The organism is Marvinbryantia formatexigens DSM 14469 (genome assembly GCF_025148285.1).
Taxonomy (GTDB): domain Bacteria; phylum Bacillota; class Clostridia; order Lachnospirales; family Lachnospiraceae; genus Marvinbryantia; species Marvinbryantia formatexigens.
Genome location: NZ_CP102268.1, coordinates 433,340 through 459,103, shown reverse-complemented (window position 1 = coordinate 459,103; position 25,764 = coordinate 433,340). Strand labels below are relative to the sequence as shown.

The window sequence follows — 25,764 nt, the reverse complement described above, 5'->3', positions numbered from 1 at the left end:
CGTCTACAGCGCGGCAACACGGATTTTCACAACGACCTTGCGGATATTTTCCGGTTCCCCGGCACAGACGCAGGGACGGTGGATGTCCTCCGGGAAGAAGACGCTGAAGCAGCCCGGCGTGGAAACGACGAAGCTTTCGTTTTCCACCTCTCCATAGAAATACACGTCAGACCCCTCCGGGTGCTCGATGGGCTCATATTTTCCGGTATCATTTACAAAGCCGAGCTTTTCTGTGCCGGAGACAACGAACTGGACGTCGATGTACTCACGGTGGGATTCGGGATGTACCTCCTCCTTTGGCTTTGTGGTGGCATCCATCAGCGTGGCGAAAATATCATCGCCCTGGAGCTCAAAGCGTCCCGGCTCCATAGCTGTAAAATCGTGGTCCTTCAGGAAATCCAGCGCTTTCTGGATGCCCTTCGGGTAGCAGAGGCTTTCGGATGCTGTGTAGATAGATGAAAAAATCATGGGTGTTCCTCCTTCATGTTGTTATTTAATTTTCAGTGTACGCAGGTACACCTTTTGCTCATCTGTGATGCGCGAGCTTTCGATGGCTTTCTGGATTGCTTTGTTGTGCGTCCACGGCTCCAGCATCTTCTGCTGGAAATACGGCAGAATGGCATCGTATTGCTTGGCAAGCGCCGTTGCAAAGTACCAGGCGACCATCATATTAACATAATATTCTTCAGAGCGGACGGCGGCGACCAGTGTGGGGTACTCGGACTGGAACAGCTCATCCAGGTAAAAACGCATCAGCATCCCGATGCCGAAACGGATGGTATAGGTCTGTCCGGAAGCCAGCCACTGGCGGATTTTTTCAAACAATTCCTGCGGATGCTTTTTTAAAACCTTCGGCACCATCAAATCGCAGGTGGCCCAGTTGTCCACATAGGGAAGAAATGTATCCAGCGCATCAATCGTTTCCTGGAAATCCTTCATGCTCTCGATCAGAAAGCCGTGCAGATTGTCTTCCTCGTAGTAAGTGTGCGGCAGGAGCTTCATAAATGCGGCGGCATCCCCGCTTTTTGCGAACTCTCTGGCAAATTTGCGCAGCTGCGGCGTGCGGATGCCGATAATCCGGTCCGGATTCACCGTCGGAATCAGCTTGCTCTGGAAGGCTTTGTATTCCGGATCCTGCATGTCAGACAGAGCGGTCTGTACGCGTTTTTCCAGTGTATTCATAAAACTTTCTCCTTAGACTTTTGTGCCTGCTGACGCGGGCTCTGGTGCCCCTGGCATCTTAAAAAAAGAATAACATAAAATCCGGGCGGCTGCAAGCGCGGACACACGTTTTTTTGCGCATCACATAAACTAATAGAGAATCAGGATATAAAGGAGTTATTATGAATTGTCAGACACGCGAATCATCAACTATGCCGCGCTGCAATGACGCGCTTGCGGGAATGCCGCTTGCAATGGCGTATGTGCCGTGGCAGCCGGCGTTTAACGATACGTTCCCGCTCTGCAGGGCGCTGCAGAATGGCACGATTTTCCCGGAGCTTTGCAAACCATTCTGTGGAAGGAGAGGTGGCTGCAGATGAGTAATTATATGATGCGCAATCATCCGGCGCAGATGCAGAGAAGCTGCACGCAGGGCTGCCAGCAGCGGACGGCGTCCCCGGCGCCGGATAGCTGCCAGATGCCGCGCCGGATGGAAGAACGGCGACAGACTTCCGGCACGGCGATGGAGAACTGCCGTATGACAGCGGGCGCCGGGACGGAAAACTGCCGTATGGACGGCGGAAACCGGCGCCGGACATCTTTCGAGACCATGAATCAGACGCAGCTTCTGGACTGTATTAATGAAGTGAGTTTTGCAGTAAGTGATATTCTGCTGTATCTGGATACGCATCCGGATGACTGCGCGGCACTTTCCTACAGCAGGGAAATGATCGCCGCGCGCAGGGAGGCGATGGCGGTTTATGCCAGACGTTTTGCACCGCTGACGATTGACAGTACAAACGATGCGGATAGCTGCCGCTGGGAATGGGTAATGCAGCCGTGGCCGTGGGAGCCGGCAATGAAAGGGGGATGCCGTTAAATGTGGAATTATGAAAAAAGATTACAGTACCCGGTCAACATTACGACACCAAATGCGAAGCTTGCGCAGTTTATTATGAGTCAGTATGGGGGACCTGATTGCCATAACTGATAAAATGGATTACTCAGTCATCAGGTCACAGACTGCCTGGTGTGCTATAGAAGCACGGTGTCCGGTGCGCGCCGCTCAGGGGGTGCGCAGGAAGAAGGAAAGCCGGTTTTTCTGCTTATCCCAGACAATTTCCTCCAGAACGCGGCAAAGAAAAGCGGCTTTTTGTTCCGGAGGGATGGCGTCGCTCTCAAAGAATTCGCGCAGTGTATAAACAGGAGCGGAGGAAGGATTTTGCGGATTCTGTTTTTTGGCGGTTTCCTGTTTCCGGGCAGATGCCAGCAGAGCATTCAGCCGGGCGCGTTCGGATTGCAGGCGCTGCTTATTCTCCTGATATTCCGGGAGCGTGTCGATGCCTGCCTCATAGGCTTCCTTTATACGCAGCTCCCGGAGTGCCAGCTTCTTTAGACTGCTCTGGCAGAGAGTCACGTCGGCATGGGAGATATCTTCCGGGTGAAGCAGGCAGAGCGGAGCGCCGGGGATGGCAGCGCTCTCAGATGTGAACCGGCAGGACACAGGACCGGGGAGGATGGCATTTTCCAGACCGTTTTGGCAGAGAGACGCATCAGGGCTGGCGAGGCCATCCGGACTGCGCTGGCAGGACGCCGCAGAGACGCGGGAGGCGGGGAGCGGAGTATCTGCCGGAGACAGCAGAAAGTCGGCTCCGGCAAGCAGTTCTCTGAAGAAAGAAAAAATGGCTTCTGTCAGTTGCCGTTCCTGGATGCTGCAACTGCCGGGATGCATACCTTTGGCGTATTTCCAGCACTGGAAAAAGGGGTAGGCGCTCTTGTTATAGCCAAGGGACGCCCCGCAGGCGGCGCATTTTACCATACCGGACAGCCAGTGACGGCGGGAAGACGGGCGGCGGCTCTGCCGGGGTGCATATTCGGCATCCAGACGTTCCTTTGCCAGGGAAAAAAGCTCTTCGGAAAGAAAGCGTTCCTGCGCGCCGTCACGTTCGATGCCGTTCCAGGAGACTTTGCCGATATAAAAACGATTGCGCAGAATATAGACGACCGAGCGCGTCTCAAATTTTCTGCCGCGCCGGGTAGTAATGCCGCGCTCATTGAGCGAACGCGCAATGGCGGCGGCACTCAGGCGGACGATGGCAAACTGGAAGAAGATATACTGCACGATTTCTGCTTCCTCCGGCACAATTTCAAACGGCTGTCCGCCTCCGGGAGCACGGTAGCCAAGACAGGGCGCGCTCTGGCAGCCCCCGCGCAGCGCCTTTTCCGTCATACCGCGCAGTACCTCGCCGGACAGGTTGATGGAATAATATTCATCCATCCATTCGATAATACGTTCAATCAGACTGCCGAAAGGGCCCTCGGCAAGCGGCTCTGTGATGCTGACGACATCAATGCCGTGCTGTTTTTTCAGCATGGATTTATAGACGATGGATTCCTCCTGGTTGCGCGCAAAGCGGCTGAACTTCCAGACCAGAATTACGCGAAATGGCGGCTGTTCCGTCTTTGCCATACCAACCATGCGCTGAAACTGCGGGCGTTTTTCTGCTTTTCTGCCGGAAATGCCATTTTCAATAAAAATATGCTCCGGAGATACCCGCATATGATTTGAACAGGCATAATCAAGCAGCAGACGCTGCTGTGCAGCCGGAGAAAGCTCCTCCTGCCTGTCGGTGGAGACGCGGATGTAACAGGCGGCGGGTGTAAAGTTGCCGGTAGCTTCTGGATTCATAATCGTCACCCCTTATAGTTCCTGGATTTCTAATTGTCACTCTGTCAGAGCCACTGGATATATAATTGTTATCCCGTTATGCTTTGTTAAAGTGTATGGGTCTGCCGCACAGATTTATGACCAGGAAGTCAATTCCGACGCGCAGCCACAGAGAAAGCCACAGGAAAAACTTTGACGTGCAGCAACAGAGAAAGCAACAGGGAAAACTTTAATGCGCAGCCACAGGGGAAATTTTGATGGCTTTTTATGGCGGTTGTCAACATAACGGGGAGACTGCCGGAATAGGATGCTGGTGGGAGGAGGCGGTCGGTTGGAGAAGCCGGAGATAATCAGTTACCTGAAGGAGAACGGAACATGGATTCGTCTGGAGGAAATGGAGCCGGAGAGGGCGGCAGGGCTGGCGGAACAGGTGCTGAAAAAGGCGGCAGCGGCCATCGGATTTGAGGGACGGACAGATTATGATGGAAAAAACGATTCCTTTATTGTATAATGACGTTGGAAGAAAGCAGACGAACAAAAAGCAGAAGAATAAAAAGCAGAAGAATAAAAAGCGGAGGACAATCAATGAAGACACGCGAAGAAATAATCAGTATGTTAGAGGAATCCGGGAAAATCATGGAAAAAGGACCGACACAGAAGGATTTCCGGTTTCATATGGAAAGGATAGAAACCCTGATAGAGATATTGGGGACAGACACACCGGTATATTACCGGAAAAAACTGAAGGAGTGGAAAGAACAGGAGCTGTTCCGGCAGCGGAGAGGAAAAAGGCTGACGTAAAATCTGTATAGCGGTCCGAAGCAGGAGGCTTTGAAGCACAGGCGAAAAAATTGCAGGAAAAGCTTTTGGGAAAAGATGCGGGAAAAAGCTTTCTGCCGGGAAAAGGCAGTTTGACAAAATATAAAAATGGGGTATAAAAAATCCGGAAGCCTGTATCCTGCTTCCGGATTTTATACATTCCTGGAGCATACGGGATTCGAACCCGTGACCTCCACATTGCGAACGTGGCGCGCTCCCAGCTGTGCTAATGCCCCAAACCTATTTTATTATAGCACGTTATCAGAAAAATGCAATAAAAATTTTCATAAAATTTAGAAAAACTGTTCGCACTGTTCGCCCAAATTGTTCGCCGGTTTGCCCGAATGTTTTGGAACGGTTTGTCCGTAAATTGCTCAGTCACGATACCACCGGAGTTTTGGAATGGTCCAGAAGCATTCGCCGGGATGATAGGTAAGCTCCACCTGCCGGATGATACCGTGGTCTTCGACACGGCACTGGAACTGCTTATATTTCTGAAAACGCGGACTGCTGCTCTGATAGCTGGATAATATTTTGAAGGATTCTCCGTGAATGCCAATGTACAGGGGAAGCATATTGCCGCACTTATCAAAAGAGACGATCACCGGAACAACGGTCATGGATTCCGGAAAGTAAGAAGAATCAGTTAATTGTGTGCGCATTTTTTGCCCCCTTCCTGTGTATTCTATATCTATTATAGAATATATGTTCGAAAAGTAAAGAGGAAAAATATTTCCAGAGAGAGGGCGGCAGGAGGAAACCGGGAGAAAAGAGCAGGAGAAAGGGCGGGCTGCAGTATGGGTGCAAAATGTCCGTGGAAAATCTGTGCGGATTGTGGTAAGATAAAGACGTTGTAAAAAGATACTGAAAAGATATGGGAAAAGACGGCATCGTCCGGAATGGAGGTTGGCTTATGAGACGGATGGAATTTACCATAGAGGATAACGGTGACATGCTGACAGTCGGGCAGGTGGTAACAGTGAAGGAATATCTGACCACGAGGCTGTACAGCTATATGATTGAACATGCGATTGGGATGTCCAGACCATACGGCGCCGGGGAACGCCTGAAAACGGACCGCGGGAAGGTGGTAGAAGTAAAGAAAACCGACCGCTTTAATATCGCAGTGCTGGAATTTGATGAGTGAAGGTGCTCTTTTATAGGTTTCTGCAATAAGGAGGACCGGATGGAGAAATCGGAGCCTCCATGCGCTACCTTTCCCAGCGGTATGCCATGCCGGACCGTCAGACAATGGGTGTGCTGACGGATATCGGAACAGAAGAGCTGGCGCATTTTGAAATGGTTGCCACGATTATTCATCAGCTCACCAGAAACCTGTCGATGGAGGAAATTGAAAACTCCGGGCTGGGGCCGTATTATATTGACCATACGATTTCTATCTGGCCGCAGGCGGCGGGCGGAGTGCCGTTTAATGCCTGCGAATTCCAGGCAAAGGGCGACCCGATTACCGATTTGCATGAAAATATGGCTGCGGAACAGAAAGCGCGGTCGACATACGACAACATTCTGCGCGTCGTGCGGAACATTCCGGAGGTGGCAGACCCAATCCGCTTCCTGCGTGCGCGCGAGGTGGTGCATTACCAGCGTTTCGGTGAAGCAAAGAGTAGTTATACAAGCAAAATAGAAAAAAGAAATGTGTATAGAAACATACAAGGATGGCTCACCATATATTTTCCGTACACAAAGGTCTGCGTTAAATCTTCCATTCAATTTCAATCACATCCTCATCAATGTAAATGACTTTAATGAGAATGTCGGCAATTTTCTGCTTGTCCTCAAGGCTTAATTCTGACCATTTTGATACATAATCCGTAATTTTGTCTATCTTTTCTTCCGGCTTATTGGTGGTCTGTTCCACCAGCTTTTCCTGCAATGACTGTTTTTCCTTATCCAATTCTTCTATGCGTTTATTGATGTAATTCATAAGCGTTTTATTCGCATCAGATACCTTCAATAACAGAGAGGAAATTTCTTTGTCAATTTCTGCAATACGGATTTTATTCTGGTTATCAGACTGGGATACAGTTTCCGTCAGTTCTTCGGAAAGATACTGAAACTTTGCCAGTTCCTTTCTAATCTCTCCAAAAATATAATCTTCAAATACATCCGCATAAATGGTATGACCGGAACCTTTGCATTTGATAGAATACCGGGCGCCGGAACACTGGAAATAACGTCCTGCTTTTGTATTTGATTTGGTAACGGTATAGGCATAGCCGCATTTTTTACATTTCACTTTTCCCGAAAGCCATGTGCGCTTGCCTTTATTTGTTCTGGCTGACTGGCGGTTGTTCATGATTTTCAATCTGCATTTTAACCATGTTGCTGAATCAATCACGCCCTCATGAGGTGCTAAAACAACATCTCTGTCCACCAGATCATACTGTTTCTTCTTTTTCTTATCCCCGTTACAGCCTTTGTAGAGGAAAATACCATTCGTCCCAATATAGTCAGACACCGGATTCACCAAATTGGAACCCTGACTTTCAAAGAAGTTGTAAACGTCTATATCTGCCTTAACATACACCGGATTACGAACAATTTCACTGATTCTTGCCGTACACCATGCTGCTCCACGTTTTTCCGTAAATCCTCTGTTTAAAAGCTCGCGCATGACTGCTCCCAGCGTCATATCCTGTTCAGAATAAAGCCGGTAAATTAGCTTGATCTGCTCCATTTCCATTGGTTCCGGTACGAATCGTGAAGTATGGATTCCATTGATAATGGCATCTTCTAATTGAAAACCATATGGAACACGTCCGCCCATGTAATATCCTTTCTGGCTCTTGGTATAATACGCATCTGCGACACGCTTCTGAATGGTTTCCCTTTCAAGCTGCGCAAATACAATACTGATATTGAGCATTGCATTACCAATTGGTGTGGAAGTATCAAACTTCTCCGTAGAGGATACAAACTCTACATGGTGTTCTTGAAAAATTTCCATCATGTTTGAAAAGTCAAGAATAGACCGACTGATTCTGTCCAGCTTATAGACGATTACACGTTTTATCTTTCCGGCTCTGATATCCTGCATCATTTGCATAAATGCCGGACGATTGGTATTTTTTCCGCTAAAACCTTTGTCAATGTACGTTTCATAATCACCGCCGCGAGTTTCATACTTACAAAACTCAAGCTGGTTCTCAATGGAGATACTATCCTGCTTATCAAGTGACTGTCTTGCGTATAGCGCATCTATTGGATACATCATCGTACATACCTCCCTACGATGTGTAGACAGTCACTCTCCACTTATTTTCAGTATATCACGAACACGGCACATGGGAAAGAGAATATTGGATGCTTTTACGGATACTTTTTAAATATCTGGTAAAGCTCCCTGCGCATATCCCGTTTCATTTTTGCCGCTGTGTCACTGGAATACTGTGGATGTTTACTGATTACACGAAATTGCATTTTGTCAACATGGATCTCTTTTATTTGCTTGCTTTCCATTAACTGGTTCATAAAATCCCCCTAAACATCTTATTTCTGGTAAAATTTGTCCTATACCTGTTTTTTCAAGACAGTTTTCCTTGTCTGCCGAGTCTGCGTTTTCTTAGGTGAATGCTCTTACACATTCCTCTTAAACAAATTGCTTAACCCGCCGTTGAATGCCGGGCCACCCCAGGGAGTTTCACCCATTAGATGTGAGTGTCATTATATGATTACCGCCGATCACGCTCGCTCTGATTGTCAAAGTTCATGCGGCGGTTTCTTGAAAAAATCTACTATATCAGCTATAATTTTCTGGAAGTCCTGCCGCAGTTTTATCATACAAAAGCGGAGCCTTTTTCTGAATGGCAGCGACTTGGCATAGAGTTGGCAAAAAAGGACGGATTGAATTTGAGAGACAGATTGGATTTTTCTTCCATATCAAAAACCATACTGGAAAACCGCAAGATCAACGCAATGTCACAGGTGGAATACTATTTCTGCCTGTTTCGGTATGCTTTTGAGCAGACGAATCTAGCGGTAACTGTGCCGGAAGAGTCCGAGGTAAGCAAAATTATCAGCGGTCAGAGAAATGTATCGAAAGATATTATTTATTTGTACCAGACAGTTATCGGCGTAACAGAATTGGAAAACGCAATCCGCAAAATACTGAATGATGTATCTGATTCTGACTATGTGAAAGAGCAGATTTACCGTATTTTATGGAATGACAGCAGCATATCACAGACGAAAAAGCAGGAACTATCGGCTCGCTATAACCATGCTGCCGCATTTCTTTCAGATGTTTTGTTATTTGCACTGTCCCGGAATTTTCTTCCGAGAAATAAAAAAACAGCCGGTTCGGAGCTGATTTTATCAGATTACCTGCTGGATACCCGTTTACCTTCTGTAACCCGTACTTTTGTCGGACGGGAAAAAGAATTGCAGGAAATTCACGAAGCACTGCAGCAGGAACACAGCATTTTTCTGGAAGGCATCGGGGGCATCGGGAAATCTGAACTGGCAAAATGTTATGCAAAACGCTATGGAAAATATTATTCTAACGTGCTGTATTTGCGGTATCATGAGAATCTGTACCGCACTATTTTAGAGATGGATTTTATAGATGATTCAATGGAAATGTCCGACGATGAGCGTTTCCGCAATCATTATCGTTTTTTCAAGTATCTGGACAACAAAAGCCTTGTGATCCTTGATAATTTTAATTCTGTGCCAGAGGAAGATTTTCTTTTCCATGCTTTTTTATCTATGCACTTTCAAGTATTGGTTACAACCAGAAGCCATATTGAAGAAGTGCCTTGCTATGCTGTGAATGAAATCGAGAATATAGGAGATTTGAAACAGCTCTTCTTTGCTTATGCGCCGGATGCACAGCAGGAACCGGAAATAACAGAAAAAATTATAGAGGAAATTTATCGTCATACATTGACTGTGGAATTATCGGCAAAAACCTTAAAGGCTTCCGGTATGAGTGGGAAAGATTTCCTGCAGGCATTGCGGACAGAAGGATTAAGTATCTCCAATCCCAATAAGGTAATTCTCACTAAGGATAATCTGTCACAAAAACAGAGACTTTATCAGCATATACAGACCTTATTCCAAATACAAGGGTTATCGCCGGATGCGTTGGATACCCTTAGAAATATGGTTCTCATGCCGCAAAACGGTATCTCGAAGATACTTTTTCATACGTGGCAAGGGAAATCTGACTGGAATATCACAAATGACTTGATCGAATATGGATGGATACAGGAAGATACTGTGCATAACCAGATTATGCTTCATCCATATCTGCATGAGGTTTTGCTGTTAGAAACAGCTCCTTCTATTACCAAATGCGGTAATCTGCTAAAGGGCATTTTTGAAAATTGTATTCTATACGGCATAGATGTACCCTACTATAATGAATTACTGAATACCATAGAAAGCATTTACCAGAATATAAAACTGGATGATACTGTATCGGCAACTTTGTTCATGGATACTACAATGGCATATCTGGCGAAATATGGGCGTATGGAATCAGTGGAACAAGTGCTTAAACTCATGATGAGTATGCCGGATTATGGACAAAATAACCGGCATACGGCTATTTGCGATTGCTATGCGGGCTATGTCGAATACATGAACGGTCGCTATCAAAAGGCAAAGCAGCATTATCTGCATGGTTTGGAATTACTGGAACCGTTTCATCCGATAAACGCGGATTTGATTTCAAATTTGAAAAATAATCTTGGTCAGACATACCTTGCACTAGGCGATACGCAAATTGCACTTTCTGCTATTGAAGAAGCGATATTCATCCGGCAGTCGTATGGTACTGTCGCTTCGCATGACACGCTTGTACAAGGCCTTTCTTATGCACAGCTACTTGCTGTAAACGGAAAATGGAGAGAAGCTCGAAAGCATCTGTTCTCACTGATCCGCTGCGTGAAGAAAACAGACGGGATGCATCTGTTTCTGGCAGAGCTTTATTCCACTCTCGCCATAATTGAATCAAAGAAGCTGCCGGAAGATAGCTTGAATCATTATAAAAAAGCAAAACAGGCTCTTATAGACGGCTATCTCCCGAAAAATCATCCCGAAATCCAACAGATAGAACAAGAAATTCAAAGGGAAGAAATGTTGGTACGGGGATTGAATGGAGGGAAAATTCACATAATTCCTCGATTACCACACAAATAAAATATACCTTCAAATAGGGGCAGTACACTATTTGCGCTACCCCTATATTTTTCCACTAATCTTTACAAAATAAGACGGATTATTTATATTTAGTCAGAAATACTAGAATCAAAAAAATTCCACATTGTTTTATCATATCCACAAATATCTTCTGGCACACACCATTTAATCCCTAATATTCTTTCAAATATTGCTACGCTCAAACGGCTATGTCCAAATCGCTGTAATAATACAGACTGTGCAATTCCCATATCATTTAAAACCAATACTCGAAATAATTCTTTACATATGGTTGCTACATTTATCATTTCATTAAAATCTAACCGCACTGTTATTCTATTAGAGGAATGGGTATAGAAATTTCTATCATTCACAATATTATCTATTAAAGTATTATGTTTTTGGAAAAATGCTGTCTTACTCATAGTTTCTATACAGCTACTTCCGGCATAAAAAAATTCCTTAACTGCTTTTCTAAATGAGATTCCAGAAAATCCTAATCCGTCTCTGATTATTTCTATGTCTTCTTCTTTTATGTTTTCCATTCTATCCAACTTTAATAGAAAATCTGCTTTCCATTTTTCAAAATCTTCTATCTCTTTTTTTTCATCTGCATATGCCTGTGAATATCCTTCGATGAGTTGCATAGCCGCCAGAAATTTGTTGACTGACACGACTTTTAACTCTTCATCTAACAAAATCCTGCTATACGCTTTTTGTGCATTATAAAGGTTCTCGTAATGCTCAAACCAAAAGTTCATAGCTTTTTCTAAATCTGAAAAATCTGATATTTTAAAAATAGAAAGCCTTTTAAAACTAGTCGTATCTATTCCAGAATTATCAAGCGCATTTAATTTATCTTTTTCATAATTGCATATTCCTATAAAATCTGCTATTTCTGGCTTAGGATTAACTTGCTCCATGCCCGATAACTTATTAATAGTTACAGTTTCTCCACATAGTATTGTAAAAAAAGAAGTAAGCTTAATTAATGTTTCACGAATTTCCGTAACCCTCAAAGCTTTTTGAGGCTTAAATTGAATCTTATGTGCAAATCCTAAAGAAAACGAATCTTTACTACATTTATATTCTGGGTAAACAGAAAACCGAAATTCCCCTTCCACTGTATTCACATAAATCATGGATCTCTGAATAGGAATTTCGATGTTCTTGTACATCATAATATCCAAATAATTCTTACTCAAATCATACGGACATAATCCAATCAATTCACATCCATCAGTTATCTCCATAAATAATTCTTGAAATGTATCTTTTGTAGAATAGGGTCTATTTCCTTTAAGAATAATGGAAGATACCGCAGTAATCGTTCCACAATCAAAGACTGTTTCTCCATCAATAATTTTAGAATTAGCTGAACCCTTTTTGACATACAGATCAAAAATCGAAATATATTTTTTATTTTTCAATAACATTATTGCTGAATTGTATACTCCATGCTCCGCATTCAAAAGAATTTCTCTAGTTACTCCATAAATTGTAATAATTCCTTGATGATATTCATTAAATTGTATTTCTGCATCAAAATCTACTTCAGTATCGTTAAGTAAACAAACTTTTCCGGAGTACCATTTTTTCAACATTTCGGACATTATATTCCTCCCTATTAAGTCAAGTCTTTTTTCCTTAAAAATCAAGGATTTTTTCAATATATCATCAATAAATATCTCAGAAGAAGGAGCCATAGGAATGGACATTTCTCTGTATCTGGTACGAAAATAGCTGGTTTTGGGTACACGAAGTAAAACGTCTTGGTTTTCTGTTTTACATGGCCTTGTGTATACCCATCCATCTACGGCAGCGAACCTCCCGTGTCTACCAGGATCATCAGACAATTGCTGAGTCCTAACTTCTCTCGTCCCGCCTGTCCATAACCAGGGTGTCAGCTCAGCTCCTCATCAGGGTCATGCCCTCTGGAAAATATTCCTGCCGACTACTGGCTCATTCTTTGTATGTTTTATTCTGACTCTTCTTCCGCAGCAGCACTTTTCAGTGGACGTTTTCCTGTTGCATTCCGATTTTTATACTTCCAGCTACCGTGGCCAGTCTCAGCATTCGGGCATTCTTTACTCAAATGCTTTCAGGCCAACCACGATATACTGTTTCACGATATTTTTATGCTGCCATTATAGTTTCCGGTCTTACGATATCACTCAGCATCTTCTGACCATCATAATCTACACCTTTTGTTAATATCGTGTGAAGATCTTGATCAGCTTACACGCAATCGCTATGACAGACTGCATCTTCTTCAAAGGATTCTGGCTCTTCTCCTGTAATAGTCTCTTAAATTTCTTTAAACTCTTTGTTCTTTGCTATCACACCAGATATCGCAGCTTCATACAATGCATACCTCAGGCGCTTTCTTCCCCTGTGGCTGATGCGGCTTTCTCCGTTGTGTTTGCCGGAACTGTCTGCAACAATGGCATAACCTGCCAGTTTCTGCAGCTGCTTTGGAGTTATCAAAACGACAAATGTCACCCACCTCTGCAATAAAACAACTTACGGTTTTTAAACCGATTCCCTTGATCTCCATCAGTTTATCAATGTATGGGATCTCTGAAAGTTTTCTTCTATCTCTGCATCAGATCATCCATTCTGTTTTTATATACTTCGTAATCGTTCAACAGGTTTCGGATCTCTATTCTGGCACTTCCCGGTGCTTCCGTACTTCCGATGCTGTGCTCCGCAGCTGATACCAGGGTCCTTGCCCTCTTTAAGCCAGCGCCCTTCAGCTTTGCATCCCTCCATACACGATTCACACCATCTACGCCTAGTTCTTTGATATCACATGGCAGCGGTGCCATTTTTAATCACCATCATCCCGCTTACCGCGTCCGGACTTTTATAAACGTCTTTTATTTCCGGAAAATAAATGCAGAACCATCGGACAATCCGGTTTTTGATCCTTGTAAGTTCTTCCTGCGTCTGAATACGAAGATTTGACAGATTTCTAATCTCTGCGTATATTCCTGTAGGGATATACGGATACGAAAATCTTCCTTCATTTACCAGTCCCGCAATTGTTTTGGATCCTTACGGTCATTCTTGTTCGGGTTGTTATCATCCAGTTCTTTGGACTTCTTTACATGATGCGGATTCACATGCACCGGCTTCATTCCCTGTTCCTGCAGGTACGCTCCAAGGTTCAGCCAGTAATGACCGGTAGGTTCCATCCCTGGAATCACCGCCTCTTTCCCATGCTTCTCTGCTATATCTTCCATCCATGCCTTAAATGAAGCAAACCCGGCTTCATCATTGTTGAAAGCAAACGGCTTTTTTGAGTACTCGTAATTTCGCCAATCAAAAGCCCTTGCATAATGAGTTTCACTTCCAACATCGATCCCAACAATTAAAGTTTTTTCCGTAATAGATGCAATTTTTGCGTTCTGTGTGTTATAATTCATTTCAGATACCTCTCTGTTCAATAAGATTTTTTACTAACCGTGCAAAGTCAGTAATCTTATTTTACACTGAGGTATTTTTTTCTCAACCTTCTTTCGCGGAATTCCTTATATTTGAATTATACAAGAAGCTCCTCATCTTTTTTCATTCTCAAATCATTTTAACATACTGTAAAAAAACACACTATTAATTTTTATCTATCTCGTATCACAATAACGCATATTCTTTCCAGTTTCCGCTCTTGAAATCTGTCGTTGTCGATTATGCTGTTCGCTTTTTTGTTTTCCAAACTCCAACCGTTCCTCCATACTGGTATATCCATTGATATGTGCATCCCGGCACTTTTTAAATTTGTCTGAAAGTCCCCTGTTGTCCAACATCACATACATCAGTTCCCAATCATATTTTATCTGCTCTATATTGGATGAGCTTTCTTTCAGACGATTGTATTTATCCCGAATTTCATCATAGGAATCCGATAGAATGTCATAATCAGCCGATAATCTATCAAATTTTCTTTTCAGACAACGGTATTTATCCAGCAGATTATCATATAATTCCTGTAATGATTCCGTTGCGGCTTTGACGGCTTCGGCAATTTTTTGAGGAAATGATCGCTCTTGTTCATCCAACTTTTGCTGCGTTTCAAGCGCCCAGCTTCTATGAAATTGAGAATCTCTTTTTTCATTTTTTAATTCTTGCTTAATCTCTGATAAATCCTCTTCCAACTTTTGATATTCTTCGACAGGAACCACGCCTTCCTGCAAATGTTCAATATTTGCAATTCGCTGTTTCAGCAGCTTATTTTCTGCCTGCTTTGCCAGTGCAACAGATTGAGCTTTTTGAACAAGCGGCGTAATACGCTCTTGATATTCTTTCGCTGTTTCACCCTTTTTGAAAAATCCTTCCTTCTGTACTGGCTCCGGTAGTTCCTGTACGGCAACTGCTTCATTAACCATAGAATAAAAATTGTCAACGTCTTGATGACGTGCTTTACTTCCTTTATCACCCCGGTCAAGATTGTGTTTTGATCCAACCTCTTCATGGTAGCAATCCTGCAATTCAGACAGACGATATTTAGAACCACCTAAATACTTTGTATAATTTAATTTGCCTTTTTCGTCCAGAGGAATCACGATGGTGTGTATATGTGGAGTACGTTCATCAAGGTGCAAAATGGCAGAAACAACATTGTCAGCTCCACCAAAATGCTTTTCCAGCCAATCCATATTATCTTTACACCATGTTTCAATATCTACCTTTCCTTTCGCTTCATGACCAAATGTCAGCATAAATTCAACGGCGTAAATAGCGTTTTTGGCAATTTTATGGCGATCATTTTGATACCATGTGGATTCATCTATTTTTTCATGGAAACAATCCACATATGATTTTCCGGAAGGTCGGCTCGTCATTTCAATATTATACGCCGTCCTTGTTTCATCAGCATTAGTAATGTCTTTTAATCGTAAATTATGCTCGTATGCGCTACCTAGCGCACCTACAGATTTGATTTTTTCAATTCTGCATACTTCCTTTGCAATTCCCATAATAAATCTCCTTTCTTTCGGTTGATATGTTTTTAATGCCGTTTGCACATTTAACAGCACAAACGGCGATAATATTTGGCGGACAAATCCGGCAAATATTACATGCAGCCGAGCGGGCAACAAATTGACCGCTCGGCTGCTGGATGGCGTGAGCGTCAGCGAATGCCTTAAGGCCCACTGCCAGAAATTATCCGGTGGATGATTTCGAGAGGTGCCCTCGGAGAGCGAACGGGCTTTTTACTTCCGTCAGCATTTCTCTAACGGTCTGTCTAAAAAAGCCGCATATGATATGTCGCTCCAGTGAAAAAACAGTTGCCGCTTAAAAGGTATGGGACATCGTGCCCTGCGGGTATACCTTTTGGCAACGTCCGGTTATATTCCGAAATAAAATTGCATAAAAAAAGAACCATGCTTTTTCACACAGTTCTTCTCAAAATACGGTGCTTTTTAATTTTCTTCTGATATTTTCAGCTTAAATTTTTCCGGATGCTCCACAATATTATACTCACTGTTTAAAGTTTCCTGCTCATAACTAAGTGAGAATATCGCCTTACCTCTTTTCAAATCCCTTTCATTCAGATATGCGGTAGCGTGTAATTCATTTGGGATCGACTCGTCATAGCTGAATAATACACTGTCAAAATCATTATTTCTGCATCTTTCCACGATTTCTTCCGCACACGCCTGAATGTCCTCTATATGTGGTTTATTTACTATAACCGTAATATTTTCTTCGTGGTAATCTCCAAATACCGTTGAATGAGTATTATACACATCCATTTCTCCACTATATTGTGAGTAATAATACCATAACGCTCCGCACACAATAATTATAGTCACTACAATACCAATAATCCACTTTTTCCTCATTATACTCTCTCCTTATACCTGTATTTTAATACAGTCTATTATAATACAGCTTATTTTGCAATACAGATGTATGTATAATCATAGAAAAGGGTTGATTGATATGGAAATTTTTATTGATTTAGAGAATCTCATAAAAGTAAAACAGGTCAGTAAAAATAAAGTCTGTGAAGCCTGCCATCTACAAAGAACACAGTTAAACAATTACTGCAAGAATAAGGTTTCCAGAATAGATTTTGCTATCCTCGCCAGATTGTGTGAGTTTCTGGACTGTACCCCCAACGATATATTAAAACTGCGATAATGCTGCTGGAATCCTCCGGCAGCATTTATTATATAGTTTTATCAACCATTCTCTTAAACAACCTCATATCTTTAAATACCTGTATTTTAATACAGAGTACAGTAATACAGCTTATTTTCTGATACAGATATATTTATAATTCAAACAAAAGAGGATGGACATACTTATGGATATTTATATTGATTTAGAAAATCTGTTGAAGGTAAAAAATGTGAGTAAAAATAAAGTCTGTGCCGCTTGTAAATTACAGCGGACACAGCTCAATAATTACTGCAAAAACAAAGTATCCCGTATTGATCTGGCGATACTTGCCAGATTGTGTGAGTACCTTGATTGCACACCAAACGACATATTGAAACTGAAATAGTGCTGCTGATGTTCCGGCGCACTATTTTTTTATGCCAGAATGTTAAAAATGACAACACATTTTATCAGTTTCCATAAGAACATTTTATTTCTCTCTGAACGAGATTCATTTTATCATTTTTGTCACTGTACGGTGTTTTCAATACTCTAAGCATTTCTTTTTATCATCAATTTTGTCATAAAAATTGCACCTGCTTTTTTATTTTGTCACCAACTCCATTTGCTCAAACGGAATCCCCTCCGTACTGTCAACTTTCACAAAATCCTCATCCTTCAGCGATAGATTATCATAATAGAAACCGTTGCAGTCCCGTTTAAGAGTGTATCCTTTGTCTGACATCATGCGGAAAAATACAGATTTACCATGTGCCTGCCGATCATTTTCCTCACAAAACTTTGTATAAAGCTGATACAGCTCGCTCCGCTTTAGTTTTGCTCCTTTTTGCCGACATATTTTTTCATCCAGAAATGCTTTTACGCTGTCAGCAGAACGATAAAGCTCCTCAATACATTCCCGGCTGTGAAGAGATTCGCAAAAATGATTGTCTGCATATAATTGTTTCAATGCGGCAATTCCCATGTGAATTGCATAGTCTGCTTCTTTGTATATTTTTTCTTTCAGCATGGTATCTTTTTCTGACGTTGAAACCAAACGGTTCATATCCAGTACAAGTAAACGGCGATAGTACGCATTTGTTTTGTCATCCAGATTCAGCGGCATTTCGTTGGCGGAAAACAGCAGCTTTGCATAGCTGTGAAATTGTGTCGGGTCTTGCCCCTTTTTTTCATAAAGTAAGGTATCCTCCCCAACAGCTTTTTTGATAATATCTACACTTTGCATAGCTGTACAGGGAATATCTGCGCAGGCATTTAATTGTTTTCCAAATAAACCGGTAGCATAAAATCGTTTGTTTAAATCTTGAAGGGAAATACTGGAACAATTTTCTATTCCAACAATGTGCTGAATCAACGCTATTGCCACTGATTTTCCTGTGCCGCCTTTTCCTTTAATCATCAAAAATTTTTGAAAACGTGTATCTGTAGTCATGCAATAACCGAGATACTGCCAGAAAGTCTGCTGATCAGCTTCATCCGGCAGTGATGATTCCAGATAATGCTTTGTAATATTTTCTTGTTTCTGAATTTCCTCGTGCTGTTCTGGATAGAACGAATAGGGAATCTGGTTAATCATCAGATACTTTGTATCATGCTCAACCATTTTCCATTCTATTACATCAAAATAACCGTTCTTGAAGTTTATCCAATGGGTTGGCTGGTTGTTCAAATCCGAAAATTTTTTCTGAATCTGCGGCTGGCTCACCAGTAAATTGTAAATACTTTGTATTGTGCTGCTTTTAATGCAATCACGAAACAAAAGTTTTTGTATATGGGATTTCAACAGAATACCGTTGGAATCCTCCTGATAATAGCCATGACAGTAAATATATGGTGTACTGCCGATAATAAAAAAAGGAATCGTCTGTATCAGATAATCGACAATCTCCATATCCAATACACCGATTCGCTTTCCCTGTTCATTAAATTTGTGAAAACGGTTTAAATCCGGCTGCTCTGACGGTTTCCGTTCAAACCTCATAATAAAGTCGGATAAGATGGCTTTCAATTCTTTTTGATTCTCCATTTTTTCAAGATATTCTTTATTTTTAAATAATGTCCAGCCTACCCGAAACTGTAGATATTCCTGTTTAAAATATGCTTCTAAAATATCGTTTGCTTTTTTTGAAGCGCAGGCCGGAACATAACAGTAATCACTGCGGCATTTCCCCATAAAGGCAATCTCATCCATATACATTAAAAATGAATCAATGGAGTAGTATGCGTCGTTGTCTGGTATCAGCGTGACCGCCAGATACCCACTGGCAACAATGTTCATTGCGATATTTTCATTGTCTACCAGAAAGATGTATTTTTGCTCTGTTGTTTTTGGTTCTGTAGTCATGTAATGCTTTAAAAATTTTTTGTTCAATTTCTCACCTCCATAGTCCGCCGCTCATGCGCAAAAGAAAAAGCACCCTTTCGGATGCTGAATCTTTCGGCGCAGAGAGTAACGGTCTACACATATAATTCGTTTGTTTATCGTTGTCCAAAGTATGCTTACATAACTACGCTTCGGTGAAGCGCTGCGTCTTGTGCAGGATAAGCTGGACAGCCGGAATTTCTATGCGTACAATCTGAGCTTTGACCAGCCGGCGTCGTGCCCGGACTGTGGGGAATAAGAGCATGAGCGGGAAGATGGCGGGAATACTGAGCTGTGACAACTTCAGCGGTATTTCCGGAAATATGGAAATGCTCCTGCATATGATACAGAACGGAAAGCCGGAGGCTTATGCGCTGGTCTATGGAAAAGCGCGGATGGATTGTATCTGCGGAAATGTGCTGCTTTATCCGCTCTGGGGAGGTACGCTGGTGGCGGCGGAGATTGCCGGACTTCCGGCAAAGGAGGGCGCATGCGGAGGAAGCTTCCTCGGATTTCATATTCACGGGGGAGAAGCCTGCAGCGGAACGGCGGACGATGCGTTTGCAGATGCCGACGGGCATTTTAATCCGGCGGGCTGTGAGCACCCGTTTCATGCCGGGGATTTCCCGCCGCTTCTGGAAAATCATGGATATGCGTTATCCGTCTTTTATACAGACCGTTTTACGCCGGAGGAGGTAGTCGGACGGACGGTGATTATCCACGCGATGGCGGATGATTTCAGAACGCAGCCGTCCGGGAATTCCGGAATGAAAATAGCGTGCGGAAAAATTATGAGTGCATAAAGAACGAAACAGGAGAGCGGGGGAACACTGCGGTTTTGCGGGAGCTCCCCCGCTTACATAGTAAAAATCCGGATATTTCGTGATAGCATGGGAGATTCTGTGAAAAGCGGCGCTGCCAGTGCAGCAGACGGAGGCGGGAATATGAAGAGAGAGCGGTTGTGTTCCGGAATGCGCGACAGAGACGGAAAGGAGATTTTTACGCAGGATACTGTCAGGGCATATGAGCTGAGCCAGCGGGAATGGTCGCTGAATGAGGTGGTTTTCGAATATGGATGTTTTAAGCTGCGGCAGAACAACCGGGTGGATGCGCTTCTGTGCAGCTACCGGTCAGAATACCTGCAGGTGACAGAAGGAAAATAAAAGGAAAAACGTTGCAATCCCGGAAAAAGCAATATATAATGACAGCATTAAGCGTCATGAAAAATGATGATAAGAAACAGCCGAAAAATAACAGCAATGAAAACAGCAGGAAGAAAAAACAATAATGGGAGCGTGTATTTTATGATGAAGGTCAGAGCGGAAGTGGTTTGGATGCTGGATGAGACGATGCATGCAATAAATGAAAATCTGGAGGGGGACGAATTTCTGCGTCTGATAGCAAGGGCGGAGACGCTGATGGAGGTGCTGGGGACGGATACGCCGACGTTTCAGAGAAAGCTGCTGGAAGCCTGGAAAAAAAGTATGAAATACCGGGCGCTCTGTCTGCATCAGCGATAGGAGCATGTATACGGCGGAAAATTTTTCGTTGTATCTGCCGCTTAATTGTGCTAAAATTTACGGAAGAAGAGGAAAACGGCTTCCAGAGATTAAGGAGTGAGCCATGACGGCAGTAAGTAAGAAAAAAGTACGGAGCATAGCAAAATCAGCCGGAACTGCTGCAAGGCAGGTATTCCATTATTATGATTATAACCTGCTTGCCAGCATTATTCTGCTGACCTGCTTTGGTCTGGTTATGTTATACAGTACCAGCGCGTATTCGGCGCAGATTGATTTTGGGGACGGCATGTATTATTTTAAGAGACAGGGCGCCATCAGTGCGGTCTGTTTTGTGATGGTATTGATTTTTTCACAGATTGATTATCATATTTATGCAAAATTTGCCGGATTGCTTTACGTGGTGGCAAATATTCTTCTGTTTGCCACAAAGTTTATAGGAACGGAAATATATGGTGCAAAGCGCTGGATCTACATCGGCTCTCTTTCCATACAGCCTGCCGAGATTGCGAAGCTGGCGGTTATTTTGTTTTTATCGGTGTTGATTGTCCGGATGGGGAAAAAAATGAGAACGCCGAAAGCATTCTGGATGGTGCTGGGCTGCGGCGCGCTGAGCTCCGCGCTCACGCTGTTCTTTACGGATAATCTGAGCACTGCCATTATTATCGCCGGAATTACCGTCGGGATGCTGTTTATTGTATATCCGAGAAAACGGCCGTTTGTTATCGGAGCGGGGATCGTTGCGGTTGTGGTGGTCGGTGTAATCATATATGCGCAGACGTTGAGCGGCAGTGAAAATTTCCGTCTGCGCCGTGTTATTGCATGGCTGGACCCGGAGGCGAATTCCAGCCTTGGCGGCTATCAGATAATGCAGGGACTGTATGCGATCGGCTCCGGCGGCATCTTTGGAAAAGGACTTGGAAACAGTCTCCAGAAGCTGGATTTTGTGCCGGAGGCGCAGAACGATATGATTCTTACCATCATCTGTGAGGAACTGGGGATTTTTGGCGTGGTGGTATTGTCCATGCTGTTTGTCTTTATGCTGTACCGTCTTCTGTTTATTGCGCAGAATGCGCCGGATCTGCTTGGGTCGCTGATCGTGTCGGGAATTTTTATTCACATTGCCCTGCAGGTGGTGCTGAATATCGCTGTTGTCACAAATGCGATTCCGACAACAGGTATCACGCTGCCGTTTGTCAGCTACGGAGGCACGTCTATCGTATTTTTGATGGCGGAAATGACGCTTGCGCTAAGCGTATCCAGACAGATTAAATTCAGAGATAATGAAAAGTGAGCTGCAGGAAAACAGGCACCCCTAAGGGCGCCTGTTTTCTGAAGTGCGGATTATGCTTCGTGCTCCGGGAGAGTTATTTTGCGGCTGCTGCGGCAAATTCTGTGGTGACAAGGGCGTCGTAGGGAGCGCGCTGGGAGAGCTCTCCGGCGCTTTCCAGAATATCCTGCAGAAGCGTAAAGCTCTCTTCCTCAAAGATTAAATTTTCCTTCCAGGTATCCTGACCGGCATAACGTGTGACAATGGCGGTGATAGTTTCCAGATCACTGTCCGGGAACTGCGGGGCAATCACCTCTGCGATTTCCTCCGGCGTGTGGCTGTTTACATAGTCCATACCCTTCTGCAGCGCGTTGGTGAAGCCCTGGATGATTTCCGGATGCTCCTCCATGTAGCTGGATTTTGCACTATAGGAGGTATACGGGACATAGCCGGAGTCTACGCCGAGGGAGGCAACTACATATCCGGCGCCTTCCTTCTCAAGCGCTGTCGCCGACGGCTCAAACTCAATAGTAAAGTCTCCCTGCCCGCCGGAGAAAGCGGCGGCGGTGGAGCCAAAGTCGATGCTCTGGTCGATTTCCAAATCGGCGGCAGGGTCGATGTCGTGCTGTTTTAAAATATACTCAAAAACCATTTCCGGCATCCCGCCTTTTCTTCCGCCGAGCACTTTCCTGCCTTTTAAGTCTGCCCACTCAAAATCCGGCATTTCTTCGCGCGCGACCAGAAAGTTGCCGGCGCGCTGCGTGAGCTGCGCGAAGTTTACGACGTAGTCGGAGGCGCCCTGGTTGTAGGCGTAGATGGTGGATTCGCTGCCCATGAAGCCGATTTCGGCGTCGCCGGAGAGGACGGCGGTCATGACCTTATCGGCGCCGAAGCCGCATACCAGCTCCAGGTCAATGCCTTCTTCGGCAAAATAGCCAAGCTCGATGGCAGCGTACTGCGGGGCGTAAAAGATAGAGTGTGCCACCTCGTTTAAGGTGACCTTCTGCAGGGATTCCTCTGTTTCGGCAGCGAATGCCGCAGCCGGCAGGGCGGCTGTCAGAAGTGTGGCGCAAAGAAGCGCAGTCAGTTTTCTTTTCATAAAACAACTCCGTGAATTTACTCGTCAGATTTAATATATGCAGAAGCGGGAAAGCGGTGCGAAGCCGGCAGAAGTCCGGTCTGCCCGGCATAAGCGATACGGGAGCGCCCGGCATAACCGCAGGTTCGGATTGTCCGGCAAAGCTTCAGTCTGCCCGGCAGATGCTTTGCGCAAAAAAACAGGACTGCCGCAAAAGCAACAGTCCTGCAGAAATTCTCTTAAAAACAGGATTATTCAATCGGCTCGAAGTCGGCAACGCCGTGCTTGCAGAGCGGGCAGATGAAATCATCCGGAAGAGTATCGCCCTCATAGATATAGCCGCACACCTTGCACACAAAGCCCTTCTTACCCTCTGTCTGGGGCTTCGGCTTTACATTTTTCTGGTAGTAGGTGTAGGACATCGTTTCCTTGTCGGACATCACGCGCGCCTCGGTAACGCGGCAGATGAACATGCCATGCGTGTCAAGGTCTACGTAGGATTCCACTTCAAGCGACATAAACGCATTGATATAACGCGGAAGGAAAGCCAGTCCGTTGTCGGAGTAGAGCGGGGTGAAGCCATCAAATTTGTCGGCGGTTCTTCCGCTCTGGAAACCAAAACGCTGGAAGATTTCAAACGGCGCTTCCACAGACAGGCAGTTTACATTCATCTTGCCGGTCTGCTTGATAACATGATGCGAATAATTCTGCTTATTGATATTGACAGCCACGCGGTTCGGTGTATCGGTAAGCTGAGTTACCGTATTTACAATCAGACCGTTGTCCTTTTTGCCGTCGTTGCTGGTGACAACGTAGAGACCGTAGCCGATTTTGAAGAGCGCGGTCATATCGTTTTTGTTCGCCTTATCCGGAGACTGCGCAATGTAATCCTTGCAGAGCTCCGCCGCCAGCGCATCCAGCGCTTCCTTTGTTTCCGCCTTTACGGAGGACTTGATAGTAACCTCGGTTTCTGCATATGTCAGCTTTTTGCATTTTTCCAGCATACCCTTCATTACCTTGGTGGCAAGCGGCGCCCAGGTTCCGTTCTGGATGAAGGCAACCGTGCGGTTCTGGAAGTTGCGCTCTGTCAGATGATTGATAAATTCGCGCATGAACGGGAAAATTTCCGCATTATAAGTAGTGGTGGCAAGTACCAGCTTGCCGTAGCGGAAAGCGTCCTCCACAGCCTTCGCCATATCCGTGCGCGCAAGGTCGTGTACGATAACCTTCGGGCAGCCCTCGTCCGCCATTTTTGCAGCAAGATGCTCCACCGCCTGCTTCGTATTGCCGTAAACGGAGGTGTAAGCGATGACGATTCCCTCGCTCTCCACCTTATAAGAGGACCAGGTGTCATACAGACCGATGTAATGTCCGAGGTCTTCCGTCAGAACCGGTCCGTGCAGCGGGCAGATAATCTGGATATCCAGCGTTGCTGCAACCTTCAGCAGGTTCTGCACCTGTGCGCCGTATTTGCCGACGATACCGATATAATAACGGCGCGCCTCGTCATCCCACGGCTCCTCCACATCGTTTGCACCGAATTTTCCGAAGCCGTCTGCGGAAAACAGAACCTTATCCGTGCTGTCGTAGGTTACCATAACCTCCGGCCAGTGAACCATCGGCGCGAATACGAAGGTAAGCAGATGTTTACCGAGCGAAAGTGTGCCGCCGTTTTCCACAGTCAGTCTCTTAACAGACTCGTCCAGGTTAAAGAACTGGTCCATCATGGCAAAGGTTTTTACATTTGCTACCACGGTCGTGTCCGGGTATACCTTCAGAAAATTGGCAATATTTGCGGAGTGGTCCGGCTCCATATGCTGGACGACCAGGTAATCCGGCTGTCTGCCATTCAGAACAGCGGAAATGTTATCCAGCCATTCGTGAGTAAAATGAATATCTACGGTGTCCATAACGGCAACCTTTTCATCCAGAATAACATAGGAATTATATGCCATGCCATTTGGTACGACGTACTGACCCTCGAATAAATCGACTTTGTGGTCGTTTACGCCAACATAACGGATGTCGTTCGTGATTTTCATAACAAATCCTCCATTTTATTTTGTAGTGTAGATTTTGCGTGCCAGCAGATATCACTGCTGTGATAATTATAATATAGCGGATTTAAAAAAGCAACGGAAATATGTCAGTTATTGGCAGCGCCATCCGGAAATGGCGGGGACAGCAGCGGCCTGTTCCGTTTTACTCCGCCAGATATGCCTTCAAAGCAGTGGCAAGCTGGTCGGGACATGATGTAGGACGCATTCCGCAGCGGACACCTTCCAGACGGCGGATGACATCATGGATTTCCATGCCCTCCACAAGCCTGCCGATACCGGTCGTATTTCCATTGCAGCCGCCGATAAAATGTACGTTTTTCAGATGGTTGTCCTCCACCTCAAATTCCACCGCGGAGGAGCATACGCCGCTGTTTTTGTGAACATAAGTGTTATTATTTTTTGTCAGTTTTCCCATTGTCAGTATTCCATCCTTTCTAATAAAGTATTCTTAATCTTTTTTTGTTCCTGTGTCTGTCTGCTTCCTGGCTCATCATATCATATTTCTGCAAAAAAAGCCACTGTGATATGCATGGCG

General features: G+C 44.5%; 24 protein-coding genes, 1 tRNA gene and 3 pseudogenes. 14 read left to right on the top strand and 14 right to left on the bottom strand.

What is annotated here, in order from left to right:
• Window positions 1–3: 3 nt before the first annotated feature.
• Entirely contained in the window at window positions 4–468 is a 465-nt protein-coding gene (locus NQ534_RS02505; RefSeq protein WP_006863575.1) for a NanQ anomerase/TabA/YiaL family protein, read from the bottom strand.
• Between the two features lie 21 nt (window positions 469–489).
• On the bottom strand, window positions 490–1,182 hold the full coding sequence (locus tag NQ534_RS02500) for a DNA alkylation repair protein (RefSeq protein ID WP_006863576.1): 693 nt from the start codon (window positions 1,180–1,182) through the stop codon (window positions 490–492).
• A 161-nt stretch (window positions 1,183–1,343) separates the two neighbouring features.
• Between NQ534_RS02500 and NQ534_RS02495 the strand changes: the two genes are divergently transcribed.
• The 3 genes and pseudogenes from NQ534_RS02495 to NQ534_RS21675 form a co-directional block, all read left to right on the top strand.
• The gene (locus NQ534_RS02495) at window positions 1,344–1,541 is read left to right on the top strand and encodes a spore coat associated protein CotJA (protein WP_143115837.1); all 198 of its coding nucleotides are present in this window, start codon (window positions 1,344–1,346) and stop codon (window positions 1,539–1,541) included.
• Window positions 1,538–2,041, top strand: a complete 504-nt coding sequence (locus NQ534_RS02490) for a spore coat protein CotJB (RefSeq protein WP_242655395.1) — start codon at window positions 1,538–1,540, stop codon at window positions 2,039–2,041. Before NQ534_RS02495 ends, NQ534_RS02490 begins: the two co-directional genes overlap by 4 nt.
• Window positions 2,042–2,140: pseudogene (locus NQ534_RS21675) on the top strand (manganese catalase family protein); the annotation flags it as partial.
• Between the two features lie 87 nt (window positions 2,141–2,227).
• Here NQ534_RS21675 and NQ534_RS02480 read toward each other — a convergent pair.
• A complete protein-coding gene (locus NQ534_RS02480) occupies window positions 2,228–3,850 on the bottom strand; it encodes a recombinase family protein (protein ID WP_050778359.1) in 1,623 nt (540 codons plus the stop codon).
• A 310-nt stretch (window positions 3,851–4,160) separates the two neighbouring features.
• On the opposite strand from NQ534_RS02480, the gene NQ534_RS02475 reads away from it, so the two are divergent.
• A complete protein-coding gene (locus NQ534_RS02475; RefSeq protein WP_040784703.1) occupies window positions 4,161–4,340 on the top strand; it encodes a hypothetical protein in 180 nt (59 codons plus the stop codon).
• Window positions 4,309–4,641, top strand: coding sequence for a hypothetical protein (locus NQ534_RS02470; protein ID WP_157200758.1), 333 nt, complete (start codon window positions 4,309–4,311; stop codon window positions 4,639–4,641). Before NQ534_RS02475 ends, NQ534_RS02470 begins: the two co-directional genes overlap by 32 nt.
• Before the next feature lie 170 nt (window positions 4,642–4,811).
• Here NQ534_RS02470 and NQ534_RS02465 read toward each other — a convergent pair.
• A tRNA-Ala gene (locus tag NQ534_RS02465) sits at window positions 4,812–4,884 on the bottom strand.
• A gap of 138 nt (window positions 4,885–5,022) precedes the next feature.
• Window positions 5,023–5,310 carry a hypothetical protein gene (locus tag NQ534_RS02460; RefSeq protein WP_006863585.1) on the bottom strand — a complete coding sequence of 96 codons (288 nt, stop codon included), beginning with the start codon at window positions 5,308–5,310 and terminating at the stop codon, window positions 5,023–5,025.
• A 251-nt stretch (window positions 5,311–5,561) separates the two neighbouring features.
• On the opposite strand from NQ534_RS02460, the gene NQ534_RS02455 reads away from it, so the two are divergent.
• Window positions 5,562–5,795: a hypothetical protein gene (locus NQ534_RS02455; RefSeq protein WP_040784708.1), complete on the top strand. Its 234-nt coding sequence runs from the start codon at window positions 5,562–5,564 to the stop codon at window positions 5,793–5,795.
• A gap of 29 nt (window positions 5,796–5,824) precedes the next feature.
• Window positions 5,825–6,409, top strand: a pseudogene (locus NQ534_RS02450) (manganese catalase family protein); the annotation flags it as partial.
• On the opposite strand, the gene NQ534_RS02445 reads toward NQ534_RS02450, so the two are convergent.
• Window positions 6,363–7,883, bottom strand: a complete 1,521-nt coding sequence (locus NQ534_RS02445) for a recombinase family protein (RefSeq protein WP_006863588.1) — start codon at window positions 7,881–7,883, stop codon at window positions 6,363–6,365. The pseudogene NQ534_RS02450 and the gene NQ534_RS02445 sit on opposite strands and share 47 nt — an antisense overlap.
• A 635-nt stretch (window positions 7,884–8,518) precedes the next feature.
• Between NQ534_RS02445 and NQ534_RS02440 the strand changes: the two genes are divergently transcribed.
• Complete coding sequence (locus NQ534_RS02440; protein WP_242655396.1) at window positions 8,519–10,813, top strand: tetratricopeptide repeat protein; 2,295 nt, start codon at window positions 8,519–8,521, stop codon at window positions 10,811–10,813.
• An 89-nt stretch (window positions 10,814–10,902) separates the two neighbouring features.
• On the opposite strand, the gene NQ534_RS02435 is transcribed toward NQ534_RS02440, so the two are convergent.
• From NQ534_RS02435 to NQ534_RS02420, 4 genes and pseudogenes are all read right to left on the bottom strand, one after another.
• Window positions 10,903–12,426, bottom strand: coding sequence for an ApeA N-terminal domain 1-containing protein (locus NQ534_RS02435; RefSeq protein ID WP_040784710.1), 1,524 nt, complete (start codon window positions 12,424–12,426; stop codon window positions 10,903–10,905).
• Between the two features lie 523 nt (window positions 12,427–12,949).
• Window positions 12,950–14,241 (bottom strand): annotated as a pseudogene (locus NQ534_RS21670) (IS110 family RNA-guided transposase).
• Between the two features lie 195 nt (window positions 14,242–14,436).
• Window positions 14,437–15,789, bottom strand: coding sequence for a MobV family relaxase (gene mobV, locus NQ534_RS02425; protein ID WP_006863857.1), 1,353 nt, complete (start codon window positions 15,787–15,789; stop codon window positions 14,437–14,439).
• Between the two features lie 447 nt (window positions 15,790–16,236).
• On the bottom strand, window positions 16,237–16,659 hold the full coding sequence (locus tag NQ534_RS02420) for a hypothetical protein (RefSeq protein ID WP_006863860.1): 423 nt from the start codon (window positions 16,657–16,659) through the stop codon (window positions 16,237–16,239).
• A 100-nt stretch (window positions 16,660–16,759) separates the two neighbouring features.
• On the opposite strand from NQ534_RS02420, the gene NQ534_RS02415 reads away from it, so the two are divergent.
• Both NQ534_RS02415 and NQ534_RS02410 read left to right on the top strand, forming a co-directional pair.
• The gene (locus tag NQ534_RS02415) at window positions 16,760–16,960 is read left to right on the top strand and encodes a helix-turn-helix domain-containing protein (protein WP_074680202.1); all 201 of its coding nucleotides are present in this window, start codon (window positions 16,760–16,762) and stop codon (window positions 16,958–16,960) included.
• A 166-nt stretch (window positions 16,961–17,126) separates the two neighbouring features.
• Window positions 17,127–17,327 (top strand): helix-turn-helix domain-containing protein, encoded by a 201-nt coding sequence (locus NQ534_RS02410; RefSeq protein ID WP_040784916.1) that lies wholly within the window; start codon window positions 17,127–17,129, stop codon window positions 17,325–17,327.
• A 198-nt stretch (window positions 17,328–17,525) separates the two neighbouring features.
• Here the strand turns inward: NQ534_RS02410 and NQ534_RS02405 are convergent, their stop codons facing one another.
• On the bottom strand, window positions 17,526–19,313 hold the full coding sequence (locus NQ534_RS02405; protein ID WP_242655409.1) for a DNA primase family protein: 1,788 nt from the start codon (window positions 19,311–19,313) through the stop codon (window positions 17,526–17,528).
• A 254-nt stretch (window positions 19,314–19,567) separates the two neighbouring features.
• Here NQ534_RS02405 and NQ534_RS02395 point away from each other — a divergent pair, with 254 nt between their 5' ends.
• The 4 genes from NQ534_RS02395 to NQ534_RS02380 all read left to right on the top strand — a co-directional run bounded on the left by NQ534_RS02395 (window position 19,568) and on the right by NQ534_RS02380 (window position 22,115).
• Window positions 19,568–20,107 carry a superoxide dismutase family protein gene (locus NQ534_RS02395; protein ID WP_006863865.1) on the top strand — a complete coding sequence of 180 codons (540 nt, stop codon included), beginning with the start codon at window positions 19,568–19,570 and terminating at the stop codon, window positions 20,105–20,107.
• 141 nt (window positions 20,108–20,248) lie between these two features.
• Window positions 20,249–20,467, top strand: coding sequence for a hypothetical protein (locus NQ534_RS02390; RefSeq protein ID WP_143115879.1), 219 nt, complete (start codon window positions 20,249–20,251; stop codon window positions 20,465–20,467).
• 141 nt (window positions 20,468–20,608) lie between these two features.
• Complete coding sequence (locus NQ534_RS02385; protein ID WP_040784920.1) at window positions 20,609–20,824, top strand: hypothetical protein; 216 nt, start codon at window positions 20,609–20,611, stop codon at window positions 20,822–20,824.
• Window positions 20,825–20,927: 103 nt separating this feature from the next.
• Window positions 20,928–22,115, top strand: coding sequence for an FtsW/RodA/SpoVE family cell cycle protein (locus NQ534_RS02380; RefSeq protein ID WP_006863869.1), 1,188 nt, complete (start codon window positions 20,928–20,930; stop codon window positions 22,113–22,115).
• A 73-nt stretch (window positions 22,116–22,188) separates the two neighbouring features.
• On the opposite strand, the gene NQ534_RS02375 is transcribed toward NQ534_RS02380, so the two are convergent.
• The 3 genes from NQ534_RS02375 to NQ534_RS02365 all read right to left on the bottom strand — a co-directional run bounded on the left by NQ534_RS02375 (window position 22,189) and on the right by NQ534_RS02365 (window position 25,644).
• A complete protein-coding gene (locus NQ534_RS02375; protein WP_006863870.1) occupies window positions 22,189–23,190 on the bottom strand; it encodes an ABC transporter substrate-binding protein in 1,002 nt (333 codons plus the stop codon).
• Between the two features lie 230 nt (window positions 23,191–23,420).
• Complete coding sequence (locus NQ534_RS02370; protein ID WP_006863871.1) at window positions 23,421–25,211, bottom strand: flavin reductase; 1,791 nt, start codon at window positions 25,209–25,211, stop codon at window positions 23,421–23,423.
• A 160-nt stretch (window positions 25,212–25,371) separates the two neighbouring features.
• Window positions 25,372–25,644 (bottom strand): TIGR03905 family TSCPD domain-containing protein, encoded by a 273-nt coding sequence (locus NQ534_RS02365; protein ID WP_006863872.1) that lies wholly within the window; start codon window positions 25,642–25,644, stop codon window positions 25,372–25,374.
• Window positions 25,645–25,764 lie beyond the last annotated feature (120 nt).